Raw genomic sequence first — 26,028 nt, forward strand, 5'->3', positions numbered from 1 at the left:
TTAAGCGGATTGGTATTTTTTAGAGGGAAATGAGGAAGCAATGATGTTTTTCCAAACTTGGAGTGATTTTTTCAATATGGGTGGCTATGGGTTTTATGTCTGGCTGTCTTATGCGATTAGCTTTGTATCTATTGTTGTACTGATTGTACAAAGCGTGAAACAACGCAAGCAGGTGTTGCAAAACGTCCTGCGTGAAGTGCAACGCGAAGCCCGTTTACAACAAGCCGATAAGGAGAACACCCTATGAATCCGAGACGTAAATCAAGACTTAAATTAGTTGTTTTCGTTGTGCTTGGCATTGCTATTGCAAGCGGTTTGATGTTGTATGCTTTACGTCAAAACATTGACTTGTTCTATACACCGTCAGAAGTGATTGAAGGCAAAGATAACGATCCGAATAAAAAACCGGAAGTAGGGCAACGTATCCGAGTGGGCGGTATGGTTGTGGAGGGATCGGTCGTTCGTGATCCGAAAAGTCTAAAAGTGCGGTTCGATTTGAATGATATCGGACCTGCGATTAGCGTGGAATATGAAGGTATTTTGCCGGATCTTTTCCGTGAAGGACAAGGTATTGTAGCACAGGGTGTGCTGACAGAGCCGACAGTATTAACGGCAACGGAAGTATTAGCAAAGCATGATGAAAATTATGTGCCGCCTGAGTTGGATGAAAAAATGCAAAAAGTACATAAACCTATGGGTGTTGACGCTTCGGATTTAAAAGGCGAAAGCAACCGTGATCGTCAAGAAAAACAAGAAGGCGGGAAATGATTGCTGAATTAGGAAATTATGCGCTCGCACTGAGTTTAGCCGTTTCTTTAATGCTGGCTATTTTTCCTCTGTGGGGGGCGGAAAAAGGTCATGCGCAGTTGATGGCGTTGGCGCGCCCGATGACTTACGGCTTATTTGTTACGCTCACTATTGCCTTTATCGCATTATTTTATTTGTTTGCCGTAAATGATTTCAGTGTGCAATATGTGGTGAATAATTCTAACAGTACGTTGCCGATCTATTATCGTCTGTCTGCGGTTTGGGGATCACACGAAGGCTCTTTATTACTTTGGATTTGGTTGCTCACCTTATGGTCTGCTGCAGTAGCATTATTCAGTAAACATTTGCCGCAAGAAGCTGTAGCCCGTGTACTGGGTATTATGGGCATTATCAGCGTGGGTTTTGTCTTATTCGTGCTGTTTACTTCAAACCCATTTACCCGCACTTTTCCTAATTTCCCTGTGGACGGTAAGGAACTTAATCCGATGTTGCAGGATGTCGGCTTAATTTTCCACCCTCCTTTACTTTATATGGGCTATGTGGGTTTTTCCGTCGCCTTTGCTTTTGCGATTGCCTCCTTAATAACCGGCAAATTGGATTCCGCTTGGGCGCGTTGGTCCCGCCCTTGGACACTTGCCGCCTGGGTATTTTTAACACTAGGGATTGTGCTTGGATCTTGGTGGGCATATTACGAACTCGGTTGGGGAGGCTGGTGGTTTTGGGATCCGGTAGAAAACTCCTCTTTTATGCCTTGGCTGGCCGGCACGGCATTGATTCACTCGCTTTCAGTAACGGAAAAACGGGCTTCTTTTAAAGCTTGGACCGTATTGCTTGCGATTTTAGCTTTTTCCCTTTGCTTGCTCGGTACGTTTTTGGTTCGTTCAGGAATTTTGGTTTCGGTACACGCTTTTGCTTCCGATCCTACACGCGGTCTATATATTCTGGCTTATTTAATAGTTGTCATCGGGGGATCTCTTGCGTTGTATGCCTACAAAGGTAGTCAAATTCGTTCGCGCGATAATGCGGAACGCTATTCTCGCGAAAGTATGTTGTTACTGAATAATATCTTATTAATGACCGCACTTTGCATCGTATTTTTGGGCACATTATTGCCGCTTGTGCATAAACAGTTAGGTTTAGGAACGATCTCAATCGGTGCCCCGTTCTTTGATCAAATGTTTTTGATTATTATGACGCCATTTGCATTGCTACTCGGTATCGGACCACTAGTGAAATGGCGACGTGATCAATTCTCCGCAATCCGTATGCCGGTAATAATAAGTCTGATTGTTATGTCGGTTGCAGGTTTTGCCTTGCCTTATTTCTTGCAAGATAAAATCACCGTAAGTGCGGTGCTTGGTTCAATGATGACGGTTATTATCGTTTTATTGGCATTGTATGAATTACAACAACGGGCAACCTATCGTGAATCATTTTTCACCGGAGTGCGTAAACTATCCCGCTCTCATTGGGGTATGTTGTTTGCGCATTTAGGCGTAGCAATGACGATATGGGGCATTGCCTTTAGCCAAAACTTTAGCGTAGAACGGGATGTACGTATGAAAGTAGGCGACAGTGCGCAAATCGGTCATTATGAGTTCAAGTTTACCGGTGTAAGTGATGTTAATGGTCCAAACTATATCGGCGGTAAGGCGCAAATTGATATTACCGAAAATGATAAACCTGAAGCGGTTTTATTTGCAGAGAAACGTTTTTACACGGTAAGTCGTATGTCTATGACGGAGGCGGCAATTGACGGCGGTTTCACGCGTGATCTTTATGTGGCGCTTGGGGAAAAACTTGATGATGATTCTTGGGCATTGCGTTTGTACTATAAACCTTTTATTCGCTGGATTTGGATTGGCGGGTTATTTATGGCATTAGGTGGATTATTATGTATGTTTGACCGACGTTATCGCTTTAATTCATTATTGAAAAAATAATACCGGTGAATGAAATAAGGTTTTAATCATCATATTTTAGATTTATGTGTGGGGTTTTAAATCTCCACGTTCTGTAACAGGTCGTAAAGTGCGGTAAAAAATGAAAAAGAAATTACTCATTCCTCTTGTTCTCTTTTTGGCGGTGGCAATGATGTTTCTTGTGCAGCTTAATCGTAATGCGCAAGGGGAAGATATAAAAGCGTTAGAATCGGCGTTAATGGGGAAACCTGTACCGATTAAAAATTTAACGGAGCTTTTTGAAAATAAAACTTACGGTAAAGAACTGTTTCAACAAGGAAAACCGATTTTACTCAATGTGTGGGCGACTTGGTGTCCGACTTGTTATGCGGAACATCAATATTTAAATAAACTGGCACAGCAAGGGGTAACGATCATCGGTTTAAATTATAAAGATGACAGTACAAAAGCCGTGAAATGGTTGAAAGATTTAGGCAATCCGTACCAAGTTGTGTTAAAAGATGAAAAAGGTGCTTTGGGGCTTGATTTAGGCGTGTATGGCGCACCGGAAACCTTTATTGTAGATGGCTCGGGTGTGATTCATTATCGTTTAGCCGGTGATGTCAACGAAAAAGTCTGGATACAAACCTTGAAACCGATTTATGACAAATTGACGGGGCAAACACAATGAGAAAATTAAGTATTTTTTTGACCGCACTTTTCTTTAGCTCGGTTGCATTTTGTGCGATTGACGTATTAAATTTCGCCTCACCACAACAAGAAAGTGATTATCACCAACTCACACAATCATTGCGTTGCCCTCAATGTCAAAACAATAATATTGCGGATTCTAATGCGACAATAGCGGTTGATATGCGTAACAAAGTATTTGAATTATTGCAGGAAGGCAAATCGAAAAATGAAGTGGTGGATTACATGGTGGCGCGTTACGGCAATTTTGTCACCTATGATCCGCCGATAACGGCTGCTACGCTCATTCTATGGATTGCGCCGTTATTTTTAATCGTATTTGGCGTAATCGTCTTATTAAAACGCAAACCGAAAGCCCAAAGTGCGGTTAAATCCGACACTGTTTTAACGGAAGAAGAGAAGACGCGTTTAGTGGAATTATTAAATCAAAAGGATAAATAGAATGTATTTTGTATTAAGCCTGATCACAATCACTTTGATGGTAGCATTCATTTGTTTTTATCCTTTACTGCGTCAATTTAAGGTTAAAAATGAACAAAAACGTGATGAATTAAACAAAGCATTATATTTTTCACGCTTGCAAGAGATTGAACGGGAGGATTCGCAAGGTTTAGTGGAAAATGCGGCACAACTAAAACAAGAGTTGCAAAAAACTTTATTGGATGATGTCCCCTCTCTGCAAGAAACCTCTATTCAATTCGGAAAATCCTACGGGAAAATTTGGTTTGTTTCCGGCTTGCTTGCTTTAGGAATTATTGCCGGCACAGCTTACTTTATGGTCGGAGCTTGGCGAGCGGAATCGATGCTTGAACAAACTTATGCAAAATTGCCGTATTTTTATGAACGAATGAAAGAAGAAGAGACAAATCCGCTTTCTGAAGTGGAAATGCAGCAATTTTCTACCGCACTTCGTATTGATTTACAGAAAAATTCAACCGATGCTAAAAAGTGGTGGCTGCTTGGTCAAATCGGAATGAATTTAGGTGATGCACGCTTAGCCTTTGATAGTTATCAAAAAGCACATAAGCTTGATCCTGAAAATTCACAATACAAACTTGGCTATGCACGCGTATTGATGTTTTCTGAGGATACGACTGATAAATTGAAAGGAAGTGATTTATTACGTGAAGTTATTCGTAAAGATCATACTAATATTGAAGCGCTCAGTTTATTGGCTTTCCGTTATTTTGAAACGGAAGATTACAAAATGGCGGCTGTAACTTGGGCTATGATGTTACGCTTAATGCCAAAAGACGATAAACGTATCCCATTGATTGAAAAGAGTATTCGTGCAGCCCGCGACGCTTTGGAAACGCAAGAGCAGGAAAAATCAAAAAGTATCACACCACAGAAAAATTGATATTGAAATAATATTGTAATAGTTTGGATTTAAAATTTTGTTGCGTCAAATTAAGTCCTTTTAAAAGTTAGCCCAACATGAAAGAACTATTTAGAATTGACTAATATTTCCTTTTTCAGAGGATATATTGAGAAATGAGTGAAGTTATTTAGTGAATGATAATCTCGTTATCGACATTTATGTATTGATAAATTAACTTTAATGAGGTATTTTTCACTAAGAAAGGGAGTAATTTACTCATAAAGTTTGAGCGAATTAGTGGTTATAAAAGGACTGTATGTATGAGTTGTCGTAAAAAAATAAATATTTCCCTTTTGCTATTTTCTACTTTATCGGCTTTTTCTTTTTCAACTTTTGCGAATACAACACAAGCTACGGATAAAAACGCAGAATATACAAGAAGTTTAACCCGCTATGTTGATTCCAGAACTCAAGAAACTTTAGAACCGGAAACCTCACTCCAAGACACTAAAAAATTAGCCGGTAGCATTGAGTTTTCGGTTTATGTTGTGAATGAAGAGTTTTCTTCTCACAGTATTTTTGTTTCCAATGCCGGGGTATGTGATGGCTTTCAAAGCAGCTATGGTGTGGATTTTACGAATACGACCAGTAATTATGTAAAGCGTGGAGATAAGAGCCAGTATTACGGTGGAATTACAGGTGCTTCAATCTATAAAGAAAGAAATTCTACAAATTTGAGGTATGCACCTGTTTATGTGATTAATAACGCTGAATTAGAGAAAAAAATTCGTAAACGGGAAGAAGAAAAAATTGAGCAAACCGTTAAGGATAAAATTGATACAAGTAAGCAGTTTTTGGACAAAACAATTTGTAAACCGGGTAAAAAATGAAAAAATTATTGATGACATTTCCTATAGTGTTTCTTGTCGCTTGCAGTTCAACGCAACCTCAACAAGATAATGGTATCTATGATATGAAAACGGTTCAAGAGTATCAGGCTCGCGTTGCGAGCGGAAATACGGTAACCGCAGAACAGAAAGCAAATGCTGCAAGAGATATTGATGATCCGATAAAAGTAAATGCGAGTGATTCCCGACCTAAAGTGCGATATCGTCAATCTGTACCGGTTGTGGTTATGCCAAGTGTCGGATTTGGTTATTATCGTGGCTATCATCACCGTTATTGGTAACAAGAAGTCGTTTATCTCTAAAAACAACAGACCGCACATAAAGTGCGGTCTGTTTTTATCGAATTTTCGGTATTATGTGTCAGTTGCACAAAGAGAATTTTATCTCCAATATTTCTTAGGGTAGGGTGTCGTTAGGCGAAGCCGTAATGGACCAAGTAATTTACCACTCTCCTATACCTTGAATTTCGGTTGTCAGCCTTGCTCATATTATATGGGAGGATTTTTCCACCGCTCAATCTCTTTGATTTCATATGCCTAGCGTATGGTTTTTATAGATAGACATTGTCTTATTTATAAATTAAAACCGACAAGATAAAGTTTGTCGGTTTTTAGAGAAAAAACCTAGTATAATTTGAATAAAATAGAGTTAAGTCATTTATCTGGATTTATTGACCATTATTTCAATAACTTGACGATCTGTATATTGCATACTATGTGAGGCAATATTGCACAAGTTATTAATGGAACGATCGATATCATGTTCAACAATCCCTTCATCTCCGGTTACACGCATACCATCTAATGCCATTAGCATTGATTTATAACTTGATGTTACACTGGTCGAGACTTTCATCGCACAGCTATTTGCTGCTCCGTCACAGATAATACCGCTAATATCGCCGATCATGCTGCTGATAGCCATACTAATACAATCAAATTTTCCCGTCAGTAGCCAAGTAATACCGGCACAACTTCCCATTGCAGCAGTAGTCGCTGCGCAAAGTGCGGATAATTTCGGTAATTTACTGTGAATGTAAATTGCCATTAAATGTGATAAAAATAGTGCACGAATTTTTTGTTCTTCCGAGGCGTGCACATGACGAGCAACTACGACGATCGGCATAGTAGCCGTAATTCCTTGATTACCCGAACCGGAGTTACTCATTGCCGGTAAATTTGCGCCTCCCATTCTGGCATCAGATGCTGCAACCGTTTCAATAACTATACGATTGAGTAAATCATCGCTTAGTAGTTTTGCTCCGATTTGTTTTTGTAATGTACGCCCTATATGTAAACCATAGTCAGTACGTAATCCTTCTTGAGAAAGAGTAGAATTAAGTTTTTCAGCCTCTTTAATGAAGGAAATATCCGCCAATGGTACTTCCATTGAAAAATCAAAGATGTCTTTAGCTGAAAGTGCGGTGAAAATTTCCTGTAGATTTTCAGTTTCTACAGCACAAGATTTACTAAATAACACATTGCCGTTTTTCTCAATATAAATCACATTGGTGTGATGGGCGGCAACGCAAACTTTTACCCAATCTGTTTGATGATATAAACAAGCTTCAGAATATAAGATATGTTTGGTTTCTAACATTGAAACCTGTACTTTATTGTCACACAACATTTGTTTGGCTTGTATAACTTGATTAGCTGTAATGGATTTTAACACCTCTAACCCTGCATTCGGATCTCCGCCAATCGCACCAATTGCCGCTGCCATAGGTAACCCCACAGTGCCTGTACCAGGTACTGTTACCCCCATGCCGTTTTTCATTAAATTCGGCGAAACTCTGGCTTCGATACGCTCGGGTAGATATCCTAAATGTTGGCGGGCAATGGCAGCAGCTAACGCAAGGGATATAGGCTCAGTACAACCTAAGGCTGGTACGACTTCTTTTTTTACTATGTTAAGAACAGATTGTTTAATATTGCCTAGATGCTGTTTCATAGTTGACTCCTTTATCCTAAAAATGCGAGGAATGGGGAAATACATAATAAAATGCCTGTAACGATAATAATATATAAAGCCATCCCTTTATATTTAGCTAAATCAGGAACTTTATAAACGAGATAGGCAGGAATCAAGCAACCCACAAGACCAAATATCGGACTACAAATAGAGGTAAAACTCAAGACAGGTGCATTTAGAACGATAGCCCCCCAAGCCAATAAAATTGCGAAGAACATAATACCTTTTTGGACATATTTGGTATTAATTTTTTCTGCTGGAAATTTTCTGAGCAATAAATTCATTATTATGCCCTGTGTGGCTTCTCTAAAACCTAAATACACACCAAAGAATGCTGTCATAACAGCAAAGATATTTAACGCAACACCAACATAAGTTGCCCAAGAACCGGGAAAAAATTTTGCAGCAATGGCAAGAGCGGAAATATTTTGTTCATAGGCTTGCACGGCTTCATCGCGTCCCATTGCTAAGGTAAAGGAAACTGCATAGAAAAACACGGTAATAAAAAGAATGGCAAAAGCAATATTCATAGCTCGTAAGGCTTTATAGCGAGCTACCTCAATGGATTTTTCCCGTGAACGATAAGAAATAACCATTGGACTAAGAGTCTGGATAAATAAAATTGAGGTTAAGGTAAAGGGGAGTGTGATAATGGCATTTTTAATTAATTTTCCTAACGGTGGTAGCGCACCGATATTATGTAAATGCCACATTCCGACCATAGCTAATCCTAGTGCTGCGACAACAAATAATTTAGACAACACCATAAAGCTGGAAATTTTAAATAATAATTGCTCCCCACGTGATGAAATAGCGACAAGAATACAGATTAAAATTAAACCGTAAAATGGATTTTCAGATAGTAAGCTATCTGTTACACCAAAGGTTTGAAGATAAGATGCGCTATCGTTAGTGATTGCGGTGGAATAAACAAACATCCAGATAACTAACATAACGAAATATAATGCCCCTAGAAAAATTCCCCAGTTTTTACCTAAATAACCACTAATCACACTTGGGTAATCTTTGCACTCAGGTGAGGCAGCTAATGTATTAATAAATAAACGTTGAAATAAATACATGGCAGGGTATCCAATGGCAGACGAGAGTAAAAATACCCACATTCCCATTAACCCAACTTGTACCGGTAAGAAAACAATACCGGCACCTATTGCCATACCGATACTCATAACAATCCAACCGAAGTCTACTGCATCAAATTTTATGGCCGATCGCCATTCTTGCTGAGAGAGTTTGTGGCTCATAGTTAGCTCCTTTAATGTATTAATAGTTATTGCGATTTAAATTCTCTAAGATGTTTATAAATGGTATGAGAGGTTAAATTTAATTTCTCAGCAATCACAGCTACCGCTTCTTTTAATTCAAAAATACCATTTTCAAATAAATGCAGAATAATTGCTTTTTTATAACCTTTTGATTGTTTAGATAATTTTTTTTCTACTTCTAGACAAGCATTAGCAAAGGTTTCATTAATTAAATCGGATGTATTGTTAATAAAGTTTTCATTTTTAAATGCCTGTCCCATATCTGTTGGTGGTATTAAAGCGGTGATGATTTTGTCCATGGGATAAGACAGATTCAAATTAATGCAAAATAGCCCTATCGGATTACCTTTTGTACCTATAATGATGTGTGTAGTGGATTTAATTAATTGACCGTTAGAAAGGTGAGAGAAATAGGTTTGTTGAGTAACGGAACGATCTTTTTGGTAAACTTTAAGTAACTGTAATCCTTTATCAGTAATCGGTGAACCAACTTTTCTACCGGTATGAAAGCCATTGATAATTTTTATCACTGAATTTTCAAATTGACTAAGAGAATGGATCACTATCTCGCAGTATTCTCCAAGTAAATTGGCTATAGAGTGACTCAGTGAAAAATAAGAAAACATGATCTGGCGATCGTAATCCGACAAATAATCAAGGTTAGTATTCATAATCTTGTATCTCCATTTTTGTACAAAATTATAACGATTATAGATTTTGGTCAAGTAAATTTAACTATAGTGTGTTTTTAAGTTTAAATTATTTGACTTTGATCATGCCTTTTGCAAAAAGGAACTCTCCTAGATAATAAAAATCATCAAGGATAATTCCGAATAGGGAAGTGTAGACTAAGTCGGTACAAACAAAGTCATCCGATAGAATTTTTTTGTGATAGGAATGGTTGCACGTTTATCCATTAAGGCCAACATACCGAACTTCCACCCAAAGAATGTTATCCATAATTGATATTCAATTTTTGGGAAGTGAGGGATTTAACGTTGTTTTAGGAGTTTATCAAGATATCTGATAGATCATTTATATTTTATTGGTAGTTCTTTGTAGACTTGCTTTCCATATTAATAATCAAACTATATATCGGAAGGGCTTAATTTTATTTGAGAAATAAAGGTTTATTACAGTTATTGTATTTGTATCGTTAAATATGATTTCTAACGCTATGCATCTTATATGATGGCTTAAGCTGGAAGGACTGTCTTTTGTAGCTTAAGGACCTTGCACTATATGATATTATTTCAGATTTATGTATTTGTTACAAAGCCCAACGCCCTCCTACATAATAAAAGTGCGGTCAAAAAATTGAATGAATATTAAATCTAGCGATTTAAAACCATTTTATTTCGCCGAAGAGCAGAAATTAAATAAAAACGCTCTGTACTAAAATCATATAAAAAATTGTTCCCGCCGCAATGGAAAGAAACATATTCTTTTTCCAAAAATGTAATACCAGAACCAATATGCCGGCGAGAAAATCCGGAATACCATGATGTCCATTAAAAATATCAATATTTTTATAACAATATATGACTAACATCCCGAACATCGCTGCCGGAAAGACTTTGCCTAGATAGCGAATATATTCAGGAATCGGTCTATTAGCCGGAAAAATCCAAAACGGTAATAAACGGGTAAGCTGTACCGCTAATATACACACGCCGATAGTAATAATTTGTTCGGTTAAGGTCATTTTAATGCCTCCAATTTTGTCTTTAATTTCGGGCGGCGTATTGTTAAAACAATCCAAATACCGATTAAAGTAGGAATAAGAAAATGTTCTTTTCCGACAATAAGTAATGAGACAAATGCGATACCCACACCGATTAAAGAACTTTCATGGGATTTTTCTTTCAACCAATTTTCAGCAAAAATAACCAAGAAAAGTGCAGTCATCGCAAATTCTACCCCTTTCAAATCTATCGGCAGAATTTCACCGAATAAATTCCCAATGGTCCCACCAATCACCCAGTAAATATGTAGATATAAACTGACAAAAAACATATACCAGCCTTTATCTAAGTGCGGTGGAATTTTTGCCATATAATTAAGAGAAAAGGATTCATCAACCAATGAACTGATTAAATACCAACGCTTTTTACCAAGTTGTGCTCCGTACTTTTCTAACATTGAAATGGCATAAAAAATTTGACGACCACTCACCATTAATGTAATCAGGAATACACTTAATGGAGAAAAGGGTGCGATCAATGCTCCCGCCGCAATAAATTCTACGGAGCCGGCATAAATTAGTAATGTCATCAACATAGGATATAAAACGCCGAAACCAAGGGCTTTCATATAAATGCCGTAGGCTATTCCAAGGAAAAGAAACCCTGTAATCATTGGAACACTGTAAGGAAATGCCGCCTTAGCCGCCTCACGAATAGAATGTTGAAAGGGAAAATTCATTGATTATCTCTCACTCTAAAACGGATAAGCCGGGTAAGGTTGAAAAACTTTGCGATTTAACCGTTTGATAAAAATCCTCTAAATAAGCAATGCCTTCATCTTCCTTACGAATCGCTGCGTACAAATTACTATATAGTCCTTCAGGTGTTACTTTTCTCGCCACGACATAGCTTTTTTCTAAATAGGGCAATGCAGCCCAGTAAGGCACTGTTGCTATTCCTCGACGGCTAGCAACCAACTGAATCATCGCAATAGTCAGCTCCGTTGTACGGCGTACAGGATTGATGCCTTTTGGCTTTAATACTTTACGCAGTAAATCCAACATATCGTCCGGTACAGGATAAGTCACCCAAGTTTCATCCGCAAAATCTTCTGCCTCCCAAATTTCTTTAGCTGCTAACGGATGATCTTTTGAGCAAATTCCCACCATTTCATAAGAAAAAAGCGGTTTAAAAAGCACGTCATCATTAGCCTCAATTTCAGATACAATCACACTATCAGCTCGATGAGAAAGCAATAATCCGATCGGATCCGTATGAAAACCGGATACAATATCCAATTCAACTAAAGGCCAATGCTCCCGAAATTCATCCATTGCCGGCATTAACCAATCAAAACAAGTGTGGCACTCCACTGCAATACGCAATTGTCCGGCATCGCCATGTTTTACCCGAATCAAATCCCGCTCTGCATCAATAACTTTGGGTATCACTTCATTTGCAAGACGAATCAGACGCTCTCCCGCAGTGGTAAAGCATAAGGGATTACTTTTACGCTCGAATAAAGGCAAGCCAAATTGCTCTTCAATTAACTTTATTTGATGAGAAAGTGCAGATTGAGTGAGATAAACCCGTTTAGCAGCAGCGGAAACACTGCCTGTTTCTTTTAAGGCAAGGAGCGTTTTAAGATGTCGAATCTCAAGAAATGTGGGTTTCATTAGAAAAAACATAAGAATTGAAAAATAAATGCGCCATATGATACTCCAAAATGAAAAAAATTAAAGTAAGAAGCCCGCTCTATCAAAGATAGAAAAGGGCTAATAAAAACAATATGTAACGAAAAATACAAAGGATCTAAGTTTCAGATTAATACACTCATACCTCATTAAAAACATCATTATGTTAAAAAAATGTGAAATAGCTCATATTTTCAAAAGAAAACGATTGCGTCTCCTAAAAAACCAGTATATTTTGTGAAAGTTGCATCACAACATCCCAAAAGTTTCTACTAATAAGAGGGCTTATCTATGAAAACTATCTCAAAAAAATATTCCGCTTTTTCTCTTGCAGCAGTATTAGCAATGGGGGCAGTATCTGCACAGGCTGCAGAAAAATTTGTCACTATCGGTACTGGTGGACAAACAGGGGTTTATTATGTTGTTGGACAATCTATTTGTCAGCTGGTTAATCGTGATACGGCAAAAACACAAATTAAATGTAATGCCCCCTCAACAGGCGCATCAGTTGCGAATTTAAACGCAATCGCCGCTAATCAAATGGAAATGGGGATTGCACAATCCGATTGGCAATATCACGCTTATAACGGCACAAGTTCTTTTGAAGGTAAGAAGAACGATAAACTTCGCGCAATTTTTTCTATTCACCCCGAGCCGTTTACCCTGATGGCTCGTGACGATTCTGCGATTCAACAATTTGATGATTTAAAAGGCAAACGGGTAAATGTCGGTGATCCCGGCTCCGGTACGCGTGCCACAATGAATGTCATTTTGGCGGCAAAAGGTTGGTCTGATAAAGAATTTAAAGTCGCTTCTGAATTAAAACCGTCAGAAATGGCCTCGGTAATGTGTGATAACAATTTAGATGCGATTACTTATAACGTCGGTCATCCAAACGGTGCATTAAAAGAAGCTGCCGCCTCCTGTAATGCTCATCTCGTTCCAATTACAGGTGCGGAAATTGATAAATTGGTTGCCGATAATCCTTATTACGCCAAAGCAACGATTCCGGGCGGATTATATAAAGGAACGGATAATCCGGTAGAAACCTTTGGAGTTTATGCAACTTTAGTTACCTCCGCCGATGTTGATGCAGACAGTGTTTATGCCGTAGTGAAAGCGGTATTCGATAATTTCGATCGCTTCAAACGATTACATCCGGCGTTCGCTAACTTAAAAGAAGATGAGATGATCAAAAATGCCTTGTCTGCGCCTTTGCATGAGGGAGCAATTCGTTATTATAAAGAGCGGGGTTGGTTAAAATAATCCGTTTTATTTAGTATTTAGGCAGGCTATTCCCTGCCTTTTTCAGTTTACCGACTAATATTTTATTTTCGGAGGGTTTTATTATGTCACTAAAATCTGAAAAAATAGATTATGACGATCTGCAAGATATGGTGGCATCGAATGATGCAGGTGGACGAAATCCCAAAGGTTTTACAAAAAAATTGATTATAATTACCGCCATTTTATGGTCTGTATTCCAGCTTTATTACACTTCACCTTTCCCATTTTGGTTACAAGAGATCATTCGAACTTGGGGCTGGGAATTAAATGTCGTCATTGATGACACCAAAGCCCGCTCAATTCACTTGGCTTTTGCGCTATTTCTCGCTTATTTGGCATTCCCCGCCTTCGCCAATTCGCCCAAGCAAAGAGTTCCTTATCATGATTGGCTATTTGCATTATTAGGCGCATTTTTAGGAACTTATTATATTTTCTTCTATGAAAGTCTGGTTACCCGCTTTGGTGCGCCCAATACGCAAGATATTATTGCCGGTTGCTTAGGCGTATTGCTATTACTTGAGGCCTGTCGTAGAAGTCTTGGATTACCATTAGTTATTATTGCCTCGGTATTCTTGTTATATAACTATTTCGGTCAGTTTCTGCCTACCAATTGGATTATCAGCCATCGCTCAGGTTCACTATCGCAAATGGTTAATCAACAATGGATAACTACCGAAGGAGTATTCGGTGTAGCCTTGGGGGTGTCAACCAAATATGTATTTTTATTTGTTCTATTCGGTGCATTGCTAGATAAAGCCGGTGCCGGCAACTATTTCATTAAAACCGCTTTCGCCTATTTAGGGCATTTACGTGGCGGCCCGGCTAAAGCGGCGGTCGTTTCTTCCGGTTTAACCGGATTGATTTCCGGTTCTTCTATTGCCAATGTCGTTACTACCGGTACTTTTACCATTCCTATGATGAAACGGGTCGGTTTTTCTGCTGAAAAAGCCGGTGCGGTTGAAGTTGCCTCATCGGTAAACGGACAAATTATGCCTCCGGTCATGGGGGCTGCCGCATTTTTAATGATTGAATATGTCAATATGCCATATAGCCAACTCATTACTCATGCCGCATTACCCGCTTTAATTTCTTATATCGCCCTAGTTTATATCGTACACTTAGAAGCCTTAAAAATGAATCTAAAAGGCTTACCTCGCACAGACCAACCCGGTCCTATTTTAATTATTTTATTGAAAATAATGACCGCACTTTTGGTGGTTATCGGGTTAAGTCTTGCAACTCATTTGGGGTTGGGTTGGATAAAAATCATCACGCCCGATTACGCCTTCCTTATCGTCTGCTTATTACTCAGCGTCATTTATTTATTATTAATCCGTCGTGTCGCTGCATTTCCCGATTTGGAAATTGATGATCCCAATGCGCCAATTGTTCAACTCCCTTCCGCCAAACCAACCGTCAATGCCGGTTTACATTTTTTAATTCCGGTTATTATACTCATTTGGTGTTTAATGGTGGAAATGCTCTCTCCCGGATTATCCGCATTTTGGGGAACAATTGCACTAGCGGTAATTTTGGTAACTCAAAAACCGTTATTGCATTATTTCCGTAACCAACCGGTAAAAAAATCCCAATTTATTGAAGGTTTCAATGCGTTGATACAAGGTTTAGAAACCGGAGCCAGAAATATGATTGGCATCGGAATCGCTACCGCAACCGCCGGTATTATCGTGGGCGTGGTTTCTCTAACCGGATTCGGTGTTCAACTATCCGGTATTATTGAAGCATTATCAATGGGTAACATCGTGCTTATGCTGATTTTGGTTGCCGTGTTCAGCCTCATTTTAGGAATGGGTTTACCGACTACCGCCAACTACATTGTGGTCTCATCATTAATGGCATTGGTCATTGTTGAAGTGGGAAAACAAAACGGTTTAATCGTTCCATTGATTGCGGTGCATTTATTCGTGTTTTATTTCGGTATTATGGCAGATGTGACACCACCTGTCGGATTAGCCTCTTTTGCCGCCGCAGCGGTATCCGGCGGAAATCCGATAAAAACAGGTATGGTGGCATTTTTTTATAGTCTAAGAACAGCTATCTTACCGTTCCTCTTTATTTTTAATACCGATTTATTATTGATTGATGTTAGTTGGGCAAAAGGGACATTGGTTGCTATCGTATCAACCTTAGCTATACTGGCATTTACTGCCGCGACAATGAATCACTTTTTAATAAAAAATAAATGGTGGGAAACCTTGTTACTCATTCTAGGTGCATTCATCGTTTTCCGTCCCGGTTTTTTTATGGAATATATTTCACCGACTTCACGCCATATTGAACCGATACACTTGGAACAAGAATTAGAGAAAACGCCTGTCGGACAAAATATTCTCCTTAAAGTATCCGGTACCAACCCTTATGGCAAAGAAATTGCATTTTATTCGCAACTCTCAGTGCCTGAAGGAGAAAATAGTGAACAACGTTTACAAAAACTAGGATTAACGCTACTAAATACACAAGAAAAAATTGAAATAGAAGGAAAACAAATTGATAAAATCATCATTGATATGGTTGAAGTAGATTCCCTTGCAGCAAAAGCCGGTTTAAATTGGGATCAAACCATTATCGACGTATCCCTACCTATGGTTTCTTTAGCAAAAGAATGGATGTTTATACCGGGCTTATTAATTATTGCTATTGTCGGCTGGAATCAACGTCGCCGAAAAAAACATACACATTAATACCCTATAAAAGTGCGGTCGGTTTTTCGGTTATTTTTAATCTTTGAAACTACCGCACACAAACAAAAAGGACAAAATTATGTATAACAAATTGTTGTTAGCGATTGATCTCAACAACCCTAAAGGATCACAATTTGTCATTGAAAATGCCTTACGTCTCACCGCCCAAATACAGGATCCCGTATTTCGGGTGGTAACGATTGTAGAACCCGTTGATGACAGTTTTATCTCTGCATTTTTACCTAAAAACTTTGATAAATCCGTCATTGAAGAAGTAAATAAGGCACTACACGAATTTACCCAAAAATATTTTCCACCTAACGCCAAAGTTCAACACATTGTCGCTCACGGCACGGTTTACGAAGAACTTAACCGTATTGCTGATGAAAAAGATGTTGATTTAATCCTTATGCTCGCCAGTAGCAAACCTAACGCAAAAGGATTAAGCAACAACACAAGAAGGGTAGCAAAATACGGCAGTAAACCGGTTTTAATTCTAAAATAAAAAAAGTTCCCGTTCGACAAATGATCTGCCCCCCAAAAGTTGGACGAAATAAACCAACTCAGTCAGGGGTAGATTTTTATGACCAAATACAATCAAACATTCAAACAACAAGCCATCGATTTTTATCTTGAAAATCACTTAGATGTTTCACCTACAAAAAAACAATTTTAACTTTCCGACACCACCTTAAGACGTTGGATTGCCCAATATCAACATTCAGGCAATGCAGGGGGGGGGCGTATTGCACCGCAAACGCATTTACGCCGCTGAATTTAAATATCAAGTCATTCTTGCCGTTCAAAAAAGGGATTTCTCTGTAAGGTAAGCGACCGTCCATTTCGGCATAAGTAATTCAGGTCTTATCAGCCAATGGTTGAAAGCCTTTTGAAAAAGACGGTATAAACGGTTTACACCCCAAACCGAAAGGAAGACCGACAATGTCCCCGAAAAAATCAAAATACGCCAAAATGCCTCCACCGAAGAAGACCGTTTACGGCTACGGATTTTAGAGCTTGAAGCGGAGGTGGCATTTCTAAAAAAGTTGGACGAAGTGATACGGGCGGAAGAAACCGAACAGCGGCGATTATCCAAAAATTGAGAGCCTCTTTTCCGCTTGACATCTTGCTTTCAGTGACAAATTTGCCCCGTAGTGTGTTTTTCTATCATTTAAAGCTCAAAATGGATAAAAATCTCGCGCTTAACGCGGAAATTCGTCGGATTAAATCGAAAAATCCGGAATATGGTTATCGCCGTGTGAGTGCATTATTGAAAGGGGTTAATCACAAACGGGTACAAAGATTAATACAACAAATGGGATTGCAAATGAAAAGCAAAAAACGAGAAAATACTGTGCTTACCGTGGCAATATTGGCAAAATCGCACCAAACCGCTTACAACGGGATTTTACCGCGACCCGACCGAACGGCTCACGGATATCACGGAAATCAAAGCCAAAGACGGCAGTAAGTGCTATGTCTCATCGATATCAGACTGCTTCAACTCAGAGATAATCAGCGTTGCCATCTGCCGTAGCCCGAATTGACAACAAGTGGAGACGATGTCACGACAAAGCGATAAGGGAATATATTCGCTATTATAATGAGGAGCGGATACAATTAAAATTAAAGGGTTTGAGCTCGGTACAATATCGAACTCAAACCCTTTGCTAAACTGTCTAACTTTTTGGGGTAGATCAAAATGGATGGGGAATTTAACTTTCTGATGCTAGAATCCTAGCGTTTTACCATCTGGATTACGCGGATCGGAGTAACCATAGAATCCCCCATCTCTAGCCTGAATAATTTGTACTCTTCCCATTGGTGCTTTAAGTTTAACCTTATGACCTTTATCTCTTAGTATAGCTAACGTGTCGGGACTAATTCCTTCTTCAATACGTAATTCATCAGGAAGCCACTGATGATGAACTCTTGGTGAAACAATTGCTTCTGCCGGATTCATACCATGATCAACCACGTTAGAAATACTCTGTAAAACTGTTGTGATAATACGTGCGCCACCCGGACTACCTGTAACCAACCAAGGTTTATTATCTTTCAAAACTAAGGTTGGTGTCATTGAAGAAAGCGGACGTTTTTTAGCCTCGATCGCATTCGCAGTCCCACCGATTAACCCAAACGCATTAGCTACGCCAGGTTTTGACGAAAAATCATCCATCTCATTATTAAGTAAAATACCTGTTCCCTCCGCCACAATACCGCTGCCAAAATTTAAATTTAAGGTGTAGGTTACTGCTACTGCATTACCGTTTTTATCCATAATCGAGTAATGTGTTGTTTGATCGCTTTCATAAGGCTGTGGATTACCCGGCTTAATGTCTTCCCCTTTGCGAGCCCGATGTTCATCAATATTTTGGCTCAATTCTTTAGCATACGTTTTGGAAATCAATCCGTTAACTGGAATTTTCACAAAATCCGGATCACCGAGGTATTCGGCACGGTCAGCATAAGCTAATTTCATTGTTTCAGCTAAATAATGGATCGTTTTCGCACTATTAACACCAAAATCGGTAAGCGGATAATTTTCCAACATATTAAAAATTTGCACCAAATGAATACCACCGGAACTTGGAGGAGGCATTGTCACAATTTTATAGCCACGATAGTTACCCTCAATCGGTTGACGTTCAACAGCCTTATATTGTTTCATATCCTCAAGAGTAATTTCCCCTTGGTGTCTTTCCATCTCACGAACAATTTTTTCGGCAATCTCTCCTTCATAAAAAACCGTTGAACCCTTCTTCGCAATAAGTTTCAATGAATTAGCTAAATCTTTTTGTATTAATAATTCCCCGCTCACTAAGGGTCTGTTGCCTTTAAAGAAGATTTTACGACTGCTTTCCCATTTCCCCAAGATTTCCTGTTCCGTTTTCAGTAAATTGGCAAGAGTATCACTTACTAAAAATCCCTCTTCCGCTAACTTAATTGCAGGTTCAATTAATGTTTCAAAAGGTAATGAACCCCATTTTTTCCATGCTAGCTCTAATCCGGATACTGTACCTGGTACACCAACCGCAAAATGGGTAAATAAGGATTTACCATCTACGACATTTCCGTTTTTATCTAAATACATATCACGATGAGCACTCAACGGAGCGGTTTCTCTAAAATCAATAGAAAAATTACGTTCTGTCTTAGCATCATGCAAAACCATAAAACCGCCACCGCCAATATTACCTGCATTAGGTAGCACAACGGCAAGAGCAAATCCAACAGCCACCGCAGCATCGACTGCATTTCCACCTTGTTTTAAGATATCAACACCGACTTGAGTCGCCAAAGTCTGCTCTGATGCAACCATTCCATTTTGAGAATAAACAGGATGAAAAATATCAGTGGAGCTATCATAACGTTCAGCTGCTTTTGATACCTCCAGTAAAGTGTTTGCCAAACTACTCTGAGAAGTCAACGTAGCTATCGCTAATAATACTGATGCTAAAGTTTTCTTTACATTATGTTGCATAGTTTTTCTCCTACATGTGATCAAATATTAACCATAAAACTATACTTTATTTAGTAACAATAAAACAACTAAATTTTAACAAATGCTCCTTAATTTTCAGACTGGCTAGAAATCTAGAACAAAGGGCTAAAAGAAATTAGCCCTTTTTTTCTATTTATCAAGCTGAATCGGTAAGAATAAACTCAATGGACGTTGTTTGATTATAAGCCCGACGTCACACCAAATTGCCCACCAACTCTCAATTTCCGTATTTAAAGAACGCAGCGCTAACCAAAGTGTTAAGGAAAAGCTGACGATTAAATTAACCAACCCAATCAGTAAGACAAAGGCAATACATTGTAATAAAAAGATGAACTCAAAATGACCGCTTACAGCAATATAACCGACATTCGCAGAGGAAAATGCTACGTGGCGAATATCCAACGGCAAACCGGTCAAATAGCCGACAACGCCGGTTAAACCAAGCAAAAGCCCAAAGCAAAGATTACCCACAATTGAACCATAATTTTCGTGCATATAATCAGCAAATTTAGCACGTATGGACTCGCTCATCACAGTTTTAAGAAGCGGATGTTGGCGTAAGCGCATACGCACATTCAAATAATTACTGCGATTATCAAAATAACCGGAAATAATTCCGGAAAAAAATAACCATACACCGGCAATCGCCGCAAACCATAAAGTTCCGGCAAAGGGATCAATGCTGTGTAGTTGATAATCGATTTGGGTTTGATTCATTAAGGCTTCACCCGTTTGATGTTGATAACCGAAAGCGATTAACGCGGCTAATGTCATCGCAATCATCACGTTCCCTAATACAGCCACACTTTGTGAACGAAATACATCCACTAATAACTGTGCCAATTTCATATTCAAGATTTTATCTTGTGAATTACGCTCCACCGCTTCGGCAAAACGAGCGGCGGTCATCGCCGGTTGTTTGGTGGCTACGGTAAAATGCAGCATAAAAATTAATGTAAAACCTAAACCGTAATTCAGCCCTTCGGCAATTCCTCTCCAAACCTTATCATCAATTACACTGCCTAAATAGGTTTTAAATAACGCCATCAATGCAATTAACACGCCACCGCCTGCAGCAGAATAAAACATCGCCCAATATTCTTTTTTATTGCGTGTAATATAATGTTCACCATGATCACCTGCATTTTGCGTAATACTACGGGCAATCAATTTTGAACTTTGTTTCCATAAACGGGAAATACTATGCTGTTCTGCAGCAGCCCTTGCAAAACACCCGGTCAAGAGTAATATTCTGCGTGGTAAATAGCGGTTTGATGCAAAGATTGCCATTAATTTTTCTAAACGTTCAAGAGTTTGTGAAAGACGTTCTAATAAGTAAGCAACGTGAAGTGAAGATCCCACAATTGAACCACGTTTTTGCAAGCGCTCGATTAATTGCTGACATTGTTCAAACATCACTTGTAAATGGCTATCATCGAATATTTTTCCCTCACTGCGCGCTTGTAACCAATCCGTCACCTCTCGATGCAATGCAACAAAGGGTGAATCAGCATTTAACAAGGAAGGCTCCATACGCATCAATTCCGGTTCCATATCTTCCGCTGCAATCCAAATAGAAAGCATTTTAATGGCAAATAAACCTTCGTTTTGGAAATGGTTATATAGTCGTTCACGATCTCTTTCTTCCGTATAACGAGCCAATAAACCAAACAGGGCACGCCATTCTTTTAATGGAATAACATCAATCCAGCGCACATCATTTTTATCGTTAAATAATAAATAGAAAATATCCCGTAAATCATTGATATCTTTGAAAGAGGGATTTAAACGTTCGTAAATACGGGTTTTCATCTCTCGGGAAAAACCCTCTCTCGGCAAGAGACCACTGCTAATAAACAACGGATATAAACGTAAACTGCATAGCCAGCCACTCACTAGTGCAGCGACTTTACGCCCTAATTCACGATCTTGTTTTAAAATTCTTTTGATTAAACGGAGATTAGACACGACTTGTTCCGTTTTACTTTCACGCAAAAATCGACTTAATCCCTCCAGCAAAGTAAAGGCATTCCCTCCATCGGTTTGTTCACGAATAAATTGTGCTAAGGAGTTTTGATTTACAATAAATTTGTTCAAGTTATCTTTCCCCATGAGTGTATAAGAACGCGCTATTATACAGATTTCAGCAAAATATCAGAAAAAGTGCGGTCAAAATTAACGCTATTATGCATTTATTGCACAAGTCGCAAGACTAATCCTAAAAAAATGCCCAATTTCTAAGCAACTTTACTTCGTCATTTTTCTACCATTGTTAATACCGTGTTCTTACAAACAAGCATTATGATACTATTCAGATTAGTGATGAGTGAGACCAAGTATTTCTATACGAATCAGTGTTAAACACTTAGGGGGGACAATAAACGTTCCATCCTACTTTTCACTTTATGCAACTGCTACATAATATTGAATTTTAATAATATTTTTCCTCTTAATTCCCTAAGGGACTTATTAGTATTTTGGATCCCTCCAAAACTCCGCTAAAATAAACCGCACTTTTCACATAGCTTGGAAAAAACAATGTCAAATACGCTTAATCAGTTAATTGAACTTTTAAAGTTAGAAAAAATCGATGATTTAATCTTTCGTGGAGAAAGCCAAGATTTGGGGCTTCGTCAAGTTTTTGGCGGGCAAGTGGTGGCACAAGCCTTATCCGCAGCAATGCAGGTAGCACCGGAAGAGCGCATTCTACATTCGTGCCATGCTTATTTTCTTGCTCCTGGCGATAGTCAATATCCGATTATCTATGATGTAGAAACCTTACGTGAAGGTAAAAATTTTTCTGCATTGCGCGTGAAAGCGATTCAGCATAAAGAGCCTATTTGCCATATAACCGCCTCTTTCCAAACATTTGAAGAAGGCTTTGATCACCAAAGCACGATGCCCGATGTCGGCTTACCGGAAAGTTTTATTGATGAAAATGAGATGCGACAAAAAGTAGCAGCCGGCTTGCCTAGCCCGTTGAAAGAAAAATTTGCTACCGAGCAACCTTTTGATGTGCGAACAAAATATCTAAATAATCCCTTTAACGGTACAACATTACCGCCAGAACAATATTCGTGGTTTAAAACTCACGGCAATGCACCGCTTAACTTGAAAATTCAGCAATGTTTACTCGCCTATTTTTCAGATTTTCATTGTATTCTGACCGCACTTCATCCCCACAAAAAAGGTTTCCTACAACCGGGTATGAAAGTTGCCACGATTGATCATAGTATTTGGTTTCATCGCCCATTCGACTTAAATCACTGGCATTTACACTCAGTCGAAAGTAATAATGCTTTTGGTGGGCGCGGTTTGGCGCGCGGTCAAATTTTCTCACAAAGCGGAAAATTGATCGCTACCACACAACAAGAAGGTTTGATTCGTTATCAAAAATAATCATATTTGAGGCAATAATGAAAACAGAATTTTGGAATAAGGTCACGGACGCCTTACAAGAAACCAATCCGCAAAAAATGCGAATATGTCAATAAACTTTATGACGAATTCTTGCCTGCTATCATATTGAGTAAAAACAAAAAAGTGCGGTCAAATTGATCTGACCCCAAAAAGTTAGACCATTTAACAAATGGTTTGAGTTCGATATTGTATCGGGCTCAAGCCGTTTAATTTTAATTGTATTCGTTCCTCATTGTAATACCGTATATACTCCCTCACCGCTTGTGCAACCTCCTCGGCATTGTCAAAATGCTTACCATAGATACATTCCGTTTTCATCCGCCCGAAAAAGCTCTCCATCATCGCATTATCTAGGCAGTTTCCCTTTCTTGACATACTCTGCACTATGCCGTTTTCTTGTAAGATGCGTTGATACGCACACATTTGATATTGCCAACCTTGGTCCGAATGCAGTATCGGCTTCGCCTCTTTGGGTAATTTTTCGACCGCTTGTTGCAACATTACTTTCACTTGTTGCCAATTCGGGCTTCGACTGATAGCAACGCTGATGATTTCCGAGTTGAAGCAGTCTAAAATCGGTGAGACGTAACATTTACTGCCGTCTTTGGCTTTGATTTCCGTGATGTCGGTAAGCCATTTTTCGTTTGGTCGGGTTGTGGTGAAATCCCGTTGTAAGCGGTTTGGGGCGATGTTTCCGATTTCACCGCGATAGGCGGCGTACTTTCTCGCTTTTTTGCCCTTCACCTGTAGCCCCATTTGTTGGATTAAGTGTTGTACCCGTTTGTGATTAACGCCTTTCAATAACGCACTTACTCGGCGATAACCATACGCCGGATTTTCTGCTTTAATCCGCCTGATTTCCGCTTTAAGTGCGGTATTTTTATCCGCCTTCGGCTTTAAATGATAGAAAAACACACTACGAGACAAATTTGTCAATGAAAGCAAGATGTTAAGCGGAAACGTCCCTCTCAATCTTTGGATAATCGCCGCCGTTCGGCTTCTTCCTCCCGTATCACTTCGTCCAACTTTTTTAGAAATGCCACCTCCGCTTCAAGCTCCAAAATCCTTAACCGTAAGCGGTCTTCTTCGGTCTTCGGCGGCGGTGGCATTTTGGCGTATTTTGGTTTTTTCGGGGACATTGTCGGTCTTCCTTTCGGTTTGGGGTGTAAACCGTTTATACCGTCTTTTTCAAAGGCTTTCAACCATTGGCTGATAAGACCTGAATTACTTATGCCGAAATGGATTGTCGCTTGCCTTGCAGAGAAATCCCCTTTTTGAACGGCAAGGATGACTTGATATTTAAATTCAGTGGAATAAATGCGTTTGCCGGGCAATAGGGCAAGCCCTGCATTGCCTGAAAGTTGATATTGGGTAATCCAACGTCTTAAGGTGGTGTCGGAAAGTTGAAATTGTTTTTTTGTAAGTGAAACATCTAAGTGATTTTTAAGATAAAAATCGATGGCTTGTTGTTTGAATGTTTGATTGTATTTGGTCATAAAATCTGCCCCTGACTGAGTTGGTTTATTTTGTCCAACTTTTGGGGGGCAGATCAAATTTGACCGCTCTTTTGCAACTTGGAGCTGTTATTCTTCTGTATTTTGCGTTGAAAAACGCTCGATTCTTGCGCCTAAACAACGAAGCTTTTCTTCAATATGTTCATAGCCGCGATCAATATGATAAATACGATCAACGATAGTTTCGCCCGTCGCAATGCATCCTGCAAGCACTAAACTGATAGAAGCACGTAAATCCGTTGCCATCACTTCCGCGCCGGAAAGCTGCTCAACACCGTGACAAACTGCGGTGTTGCCTTCGATTTCCGCTTTACCGCCCATACGAATAAGTTCAGGAATATGCATAAACCGATTTTCAAAAATGGTTTCTGTGATGATACTTGTTCCTTTCGCCACCATATTTAATAAAGTGAATTGCGCTTGCATATCCGTTGGAAAGCCCGGATGCGGTGCGGTACGAATATTTACGGCTTTCGGACGATTTCCGAACATATCCAAAGTGATGGTATTTTCCGTTACATCCACTTGCGCTCCGGCTTCACGTAATTTATCAATTACGGCATCCAGCGTGTCTGCTTTGGTGTTTTTACAAACCACCCGCCCGCCTGAAATAGCACCGGCGATTAAGAATGTGCCGGTTTCAATACGATCGGGAACAATGCTATGCTCGCATCCGGTTAAACGTTCTACACCTTCAATCGTGATATGATCCGAACCTGCACCACTGATTTTCGCTCCCATTTTGTTGAGAAAATCGGCAGTATCGACAATTTCCGGCTCACGTGCAGCATTTTCAATAACGGTTGTCCCCTTTGCAAGGGTTGCCGCCATCATAATGGATAAGGTTGCACCTACGCTCACTTTTTCCATCACAATGCGTGTTCCCTGTAAACGATCTACCACTTGCGCTTTTACATACCCTTCTTCAAGGGTAATATCCGCTCCCATTTTTTCAAGGCCGCTAATATGTAAATCTACCGGGCGTGCGCCAATGGAACAGCCTCCCGGTAAAGATACTTGACCTTGGTGGAAACGTGCGACTAACGGCGCTAGTGCCCAAATTGAAGCGCGCATTGTTTTGACTAAATCATAAGGTGCAATAAAATGATCAATTTTTGAGGCATTTAATAATACCGCCCCTGTTTCGTCACGTTCTACCACTACACCTAATTTACGTAAAATTTTAAGGGTAGTTTCGATATCTTTAAGTTCCGGTACATTTGTCAGTTTCACCGGCTCTGTAGCCAAGATTGCAGCAAAAAGAATAGGGAGTGCCGCATTTTTAGCACCTGAAATCGTTACAGTACCGCTTAAACGCGACTGACCGCCATAGACACGAAATTTTTCCATAA

The 26,028-nt window shown here is 39.3% G+C and carries 22 protein-coding genes and 1 pseudogene; 13 read left to right on the forward strand and 10 right to left on the reverse strand.

What is annotated here, in order from left to right; genetic code table 11:
• The first annotated feature begins 43 nt into the window (after nucleotides 1–43).
• The 8 genes from ccmD (at nucleotide 44) to HEMROJRC1_RS08780 (ending at nucleotide 5,890) form a co-directional block, all read left to right on the forward strand.
• Complete coding sequence (gene ccmD / locus HEMROJRC1_RS08745; protein ID WP_226692969.1) at nucleotides 44–247, forward strand: heme exporter protein CcmD; 204 nt, start codon at nucleotides 44–46, stop codon at nucleotides 245–247.
• Nucleotides 244–768 (forward strand): cytochrome c maturation protein CcmE, encoded by a 525-nt coding sequence (ccmE, locus tag HEMROJRC1_RS08750; RefSeq protein WP_226692546.1) that lies wholly within the window; start codon nucleotides 244–246, stop codon nucleotides 766–768. The genes ccmD and ccmE overlap by 4 nt, the downstream gene beginning before the upstream one ends.
• Entirely contained in the window at nucleotides 765–2,711 is a 1,947-nt protein-coding gene (locus HEMROJRC1_RS08755; protein ID WP_226692547.1) for a heme lyase CcmF/NrfE family subunit, read from the forward strand. Before ccmE ends, HEMROJRC1_RS08755 begins: the two co-directional genes overlap by 4 nt.
• 100 nt (nucleotides 2,712–2,811) lie before the next feature.
• A complete protein-coding gene (locus HEMROJRC1_RS08760) occupies nucleotides 2,812–3,360 on the forward strand; it encodes a DsbE family thiol:disulfide interchange protein (protein ID WP_226692548.1) in 549 nt (182 codons plus the stop codon).
• Entirely contained in the window at nucleotides 3,357–3,821 is a 465-nt protein-coding gene (locus tag HEMROJRC1_RS08765; protein WP_226692549.1) for a cytochrome c-type biogenesis protein, read from the forward strand. The genes HEMROJRC1_RS08760 and HEMROJRC1_RS08765 overlap by 4 nt, the downstream gene beginning before the upstream one ends.
• 1 nt (nucleotide 3,822) lies before the next feature.
• On the forward strand, nucleotides 3,823–4,740 hold the full coding sequence (gene ccmI, locus HEMROJRC1_RS08770; protein ID WP_226692550.1) for a c-type cytochrome biogenesis protein CcmI: 918 nt from the start codon (nucleotides 3,823–3,825) through the stop codon (nucleotides 4,738–4,740).
• Nucleotides 4,741–5,021: 281 nt separating this feature from the next.
• Nucleotides 5,022–5,591 (forward strand): hypothetical protein, encoded by a 570-nt coding sequence (locus tag HEMROJRC1_RS08775; protein WP_226692551.1) that lies wholly within the window; start codon nucleotides 5,022–5,024, stop codon nucleotides 5,589–5,591.
• Nucleotides 5,588–5,890 carry a hypothetical protein gene (locus HEMROJRC1_RS08780; protein ID WP_226692552.1) on the forward strand — a complete coding sequence of 101 codons (303 nt, stop codon included), beginning with the start codon at nucleotides 5,588–5,590 and terminating at the stop codon, nucleotides 5,888–5,890. The genes HEMROJRC1_RS08775 and HEMROJRC1_RS08780 overlap by 4 nt, the downstream gene beginning before the upstream one ends.
• Nucleotides 5,891–6,266: 376 nt before the next feature.
• Here the strand turns inward: HEMROJRC1_RS08780 and HEMROJRC1_RS08785 are convergent, their stop codons facing one another.
• From HEMROJRC1_RS08785 to HEMROJRC1_RS08810, 6 genes are all read right to left on the reverse strand, one after another.
• Nucleotides 6,267–7,562 (reverse strand): serine dehydratase subunit alpha family protein, encoded by a 1,296-nt coding sequence (locus HEMROJRC1_RS08785; RefSeq protein ID WP_226692553.1) that lies wholly within the window; start codon nucleotides 7,560–7,562, stop codon nucleotides 6,267–6,269.
• 11 nt (nucleotides 7,563–7,573) lie between these two features.
• Entirely contained in the window at nucleotides 7,574–8,848 is a 1,275-nt protein-coding gene (locus HEMROJRC1_RS08790; RefSeq protein WP_226692554.1) for an amino acid permease, read from the reverse strand.
• 26 nt (nucleotides 8,849–8,874) lie between these two features.
• Nucleotides 8,875–9,540 (reverse strand): transcriptional regulator, encoded by a 666-nt coding sequence (locus tag HEMROJRC1_RS08795; RefSeq protein WP_226692555.1) that lies wholly within the window; start codon nucleotides 9,538–9,540, stop codon nucleotides 8,875–8,877.
• 704 nt (nucleotides 9,541–10,244) lie between these two features.
• Nucleotides 10,245–10,574 carry a branched-chain amino acid transporter permease gene (locus HEMROJRC1_RS08800; protein ID WP_226692556.1) on the reverse strand — a complete coding sequence of 110 codons (330 nt, stop codon included), beginning with the start codon at nucleotides 10,572–10,574 and terminating at the stop codon, nucleotides 10,245–10,247.
• A complete protein-coding gene (azlC, locus tag HEMROJRC1_RS08805; protein ID WP_226692557.1) occupies nucleotides 10,571–11,293 on the reverse strand; it encodes an azaleucine resistance protein AzlC in 723 nt (240 codons plus the stop codon). The genes HEMROJRC1_RS08800 and azlC overlap by 4 nt, the downstream gene beginning before the upstream one ends.
• Before the next feature lie 10 nt (nucleotides 11,294–11,303).
• Complete coding sequence (locus HEMROJRC1_RS08810; RefSeq protein WP_226692558.1) at nucleotides 11,304–12,230, reverse strand: LysR family transcriptional regulator; 927 nt, start codon at nucleotides 12,228–12,230, stop codon at nucleotides 11,304–11,306.
• A 309-nt stretch (nucleotides 12,231–12,539) separates the two neighbouring features.
• Between HEMROJRC1_RS08810 and HEMROJRC1_RS08815 the strand changes: the two genes are divergently transcribed.
• From HEMROJRC1_RS08815 to HEMROJRC1_RS08830, 4 genes and pseudogenes are all read left to right on the forward strand, one after another.
• Nucleotides 12,540–13,514 carry a TAXI family TRAP transporter solute-binding subunit gene (locus tag HEMROJRC1_RS08815; protein WP_226692559.1) on the forward strand — a complete coding sequence of 325 codons (975 nt, stop codon included), beginning with the start codon at nucleotides 12,540–12,542 and terminating at the stop codon, nucleotides 13,512–13,514.
• 83 nt (nucleotides 13,515–13,597) lie between these two features.
• Nucleotides 13,598–16,237, forward strand: a complete 2,640-nt coding sequence (locus HEMROJRC1_RS08820) for a TRAP transporter permease (RefSeq protein WP_226692560.1) — start codon at nucleotides 13,598–13,600, stop codon at nucleotides 16,235–16,237.
• A 79-nt stretch (nucleotides 16,238–16,316) separates the two neighbouring features.
• Entirely contained in the window at nucleotides 16,317–16,742 is a 426-nt protein-coding gene (locus tag HEMROJRC1_RS08825; RefSeq protein ID WP_226692561.1) for a universal stress protein, read from the forward strand.
• Nucleotides 16,743–16,820: 78 nt separating this feature from the next.
• Nucleotides 16,821–17,911, forward strand: a pseudogene (locus HEMROJRC1_RS08830) (IS3 family transposase).
• Between the two features lie 55 nt (nucleotides 17,912–17,966).
• Here the strand turns inward: HEMROJRC1_RS08830 and ggt are convergent.
• Together ggt and HEMROJRC1_RS08840 are read right to left on the reverse strand one after the other, a co-directional pair.
• Nucleotides 17,967–19,721, reverse strand: a complete 1,755-nt coding sequence (gene ggt / locus HEMROJRC1_RS08835) for a gamma-glutamyltransferase (protein ID WP_226692562.1) — start codon at nucleotides 19,719–19,721, stop codon at nucleotides 17,967–17,969.
• A gap of 150 nt (nucleotides 19,722–19,871) precedes the next feature.
• Nucleotides 19,872–21,827 carry a site-specific recombinase gene (locus HEMROJRC1_RS08840; RefSeq protein WP_226692970.1) on the reverse strand — a complete coding sequence of 652 codons (1,956 nt, stop codon included), beginning with the start codon at nucleotides 21,825–21,827 and terminating at the stop codon, nucleotides 19,872–19,874.
• Nucleotides 21,828–22,280: 453 nt separating this feature from the next.
• On the opposite strand from HEMROJRC1_RS08840, the gene tesB reads away from it, so the two are divergent.
• Nucleotides 22,281–23,141, forward strand: a complete 861-nt coding sequence (gene tesB, locus HEMROJRC1_RS08845) for an acyl-CoA thioesterase II (protein ID WP_226692563.1) — start codon at nucleotides 22,281–22,283, stop codon at nucleotides 23,139–23,141.
• Between the two features lie 183 nt (nucleotides 23,142–23,324).
• On the opposite strand, the gene HEMROJRC1_RS08850 is transcribed toward tesB, so the two are convergent.
• Both HEMROJRC1_RS08850 and murA read right to left on the reverse strand, forming a co-directional pair.
• A protein-coding gene (locus HEMROJRC1_RS08850; RefSeq protein ID WP_226692564.1) for an IS3 family transposase occupies nucleotides 23,325–24,658 on the reverse strand; the annotation gives its coding sequence in 2 pieces (ribosomal slippage) (nucleotides 23,325–24,154 and nucleotides 24,154–24,658; 1,335 coding nt in all).
• A gap of 87 nt (nucleotides 24,659–24,745) precedes the next feature.
• Nucleotides 24,746–26,026 (reverse strand): UDP-N-acetylglucosamine 1-carboxyvinyltransferase, encoded by a 1,281-nt coding sequence (murA, locus tag HEMROJRC1_RS08855; RefSeq protein ID WP_226692565.1) that lies wholly within the window; start codon nucleotides 26,024–26,026, stop codon nucleotides 24,746–24,748.
• Between the last annotated feature and the right edge of the window lie 2 nt (nucleotides 26,027–26,028).

Source organism: Rodentibacter sp. JRC1, assembly GCF_020521555.1.
Classification (GTDB): Bacteria; Pseudomonadota; Gammaproteobacteria; order Enterobacterales; family Pasteurellaceae; genus Rodentibacter; species Rodentibacter abscessus.

Bases quoted from the DNA above. Each gene is read 5' to 3' on its own strand.
- ccmD (WP_226692969.1), top strand. From the start codon at position 44: ATGTTTTTCCAAACTTGGAGTGATTTTTTCAATATGGGTGGCTATGGG.
- ccmE (WP_226692546.1), top strand. From the start codon at position 244: ATGAATCCGAGACGTAAATCAAGACTTAAATTAGTTGTTTTCGTTGTG.
- HEMROJRC1_RS08755 (WP_226692547.1), top strand. From the start codon at position 765: ATGATTGCTGAATTAGGAAATTATGCGCTCGCACTGAGTTTAGCCGTT.
- HEMROJRC1_RS08760 (WP_226692548.1), top strand. From the start codon at position 2,812: ATGAAAAAGAAATTACTCATTCCTCTTGTTCTCTTTTTGGCGGTGGCA.
- HEMROJRC1_RS08765 (WP_226692549.1), top strand. From the start codon at position 3,357: ATGAGAAAATTAAGTATTTTTTTGACCGCACTTTTCTTTAGCTCGGTT.
- ccmI (WP_226692550.1), top strand. From the start codon at position 3,823: ATGTATTTTGTATTAAGCCTGATCACAATCACTTTGATGGTAGCATTC.
- HEMROJRC1_RS08775 (WP_226692551.1), top strand. From the start codon at position 5,022: ATGAGTTGTCGTAAAAAAATAAATATTTCCCTTTTGCTATTTTCTACT.
- HEMROJRC1_RS08780 (WP_226692552.1), top strand. From the start codon at position 5,588: ATGAAAAAATTATTGATGACATTTCCTATAGTGTTTCTTGTCGCTTGC.
- HEMROJRC1_RS08785 (WP_226692553.1), bottom strand. From the start codon at position 7,562: ATGAAACAGCATCTAGGCAATATTAAACAATCTGTTCTTAACATAGTA.
- HEMROJRC1_RS08790 (WP_226692554.1), bottom strand. From the start codon at position 8,848: ATGAGCCACAAACTCTCTCAGCAAGAATGGCGATCGGCCATAAAATTT.
- HEMROJRC1_RS08795 (WP_226692555.1), bottom strand. From the start codon at position 9,540: ATGAATACTAACCTTGATTATTTGTCGGATTACGATCGCCAGATCATG.
- HEMROJRC1_RS08800 (WP_226692556.1), bottom strand. From the start codon at position 10,574: ATGACCTTAACCGAACAAATTATTACTATCGGCGTGTGTATATTAGCG.
- azlC (WP_226692557.1), bottom strand. From the start codon at position 11,293: ATGAATTTTCCCTTTCAACATTCTATTCGTGAGGCGGCTAAGGCGGCA.
- HEMROJRC1_RS08810 (WP_226692558.1), bottom strand. From the start codon at position 12,230: ATGAAACCCACATTTCTTGAGATTCGACATCTTAAAACGCTCCTTGCC.
- HEMROJRC1_RS08815 (WP_226692559.1), top strand. From the start codon at position 12,540: ATGAAAACTATCTCAAAAAAATATTCCGCTTTTTCTCTTGCAGCAGTA.
- HEMROJRC1_RS08820 (WP_226692560.1), top strand. From the start codon at position 13,598: ATGTCACTAAAATCTGAAAAAATAGATTATGACGATCTGCAAGATATG.
- HEMROJRC1_RS08825 (WP_226692561.1), top strand. From the start codon at position 16,317: ATGTATAACAAATTGTTGTTAGCGATTGATCTCAACAACCCTAAAGGA.
- ggt (WP_226692562.1), bottom strand. From the start codon at position 19,721: ATGCAACATAATGTAAAGAAAACTTTAGCATCAGTATTATTAGCGATA.
- tesB (WP_226692563.1), top strand. From the start codon at position 22,281: ATGTCAAATACGCTTAATCAGTTAATTGAACTTTTAAAGTTAGAAAAA.
- murA (WP_226692565.1), bottom strand. From the start codon at position 26,026: ATGGAAAAATTTCGTGTCTATGGCGGTCAGTCGCGTTTAAGCGGTACT.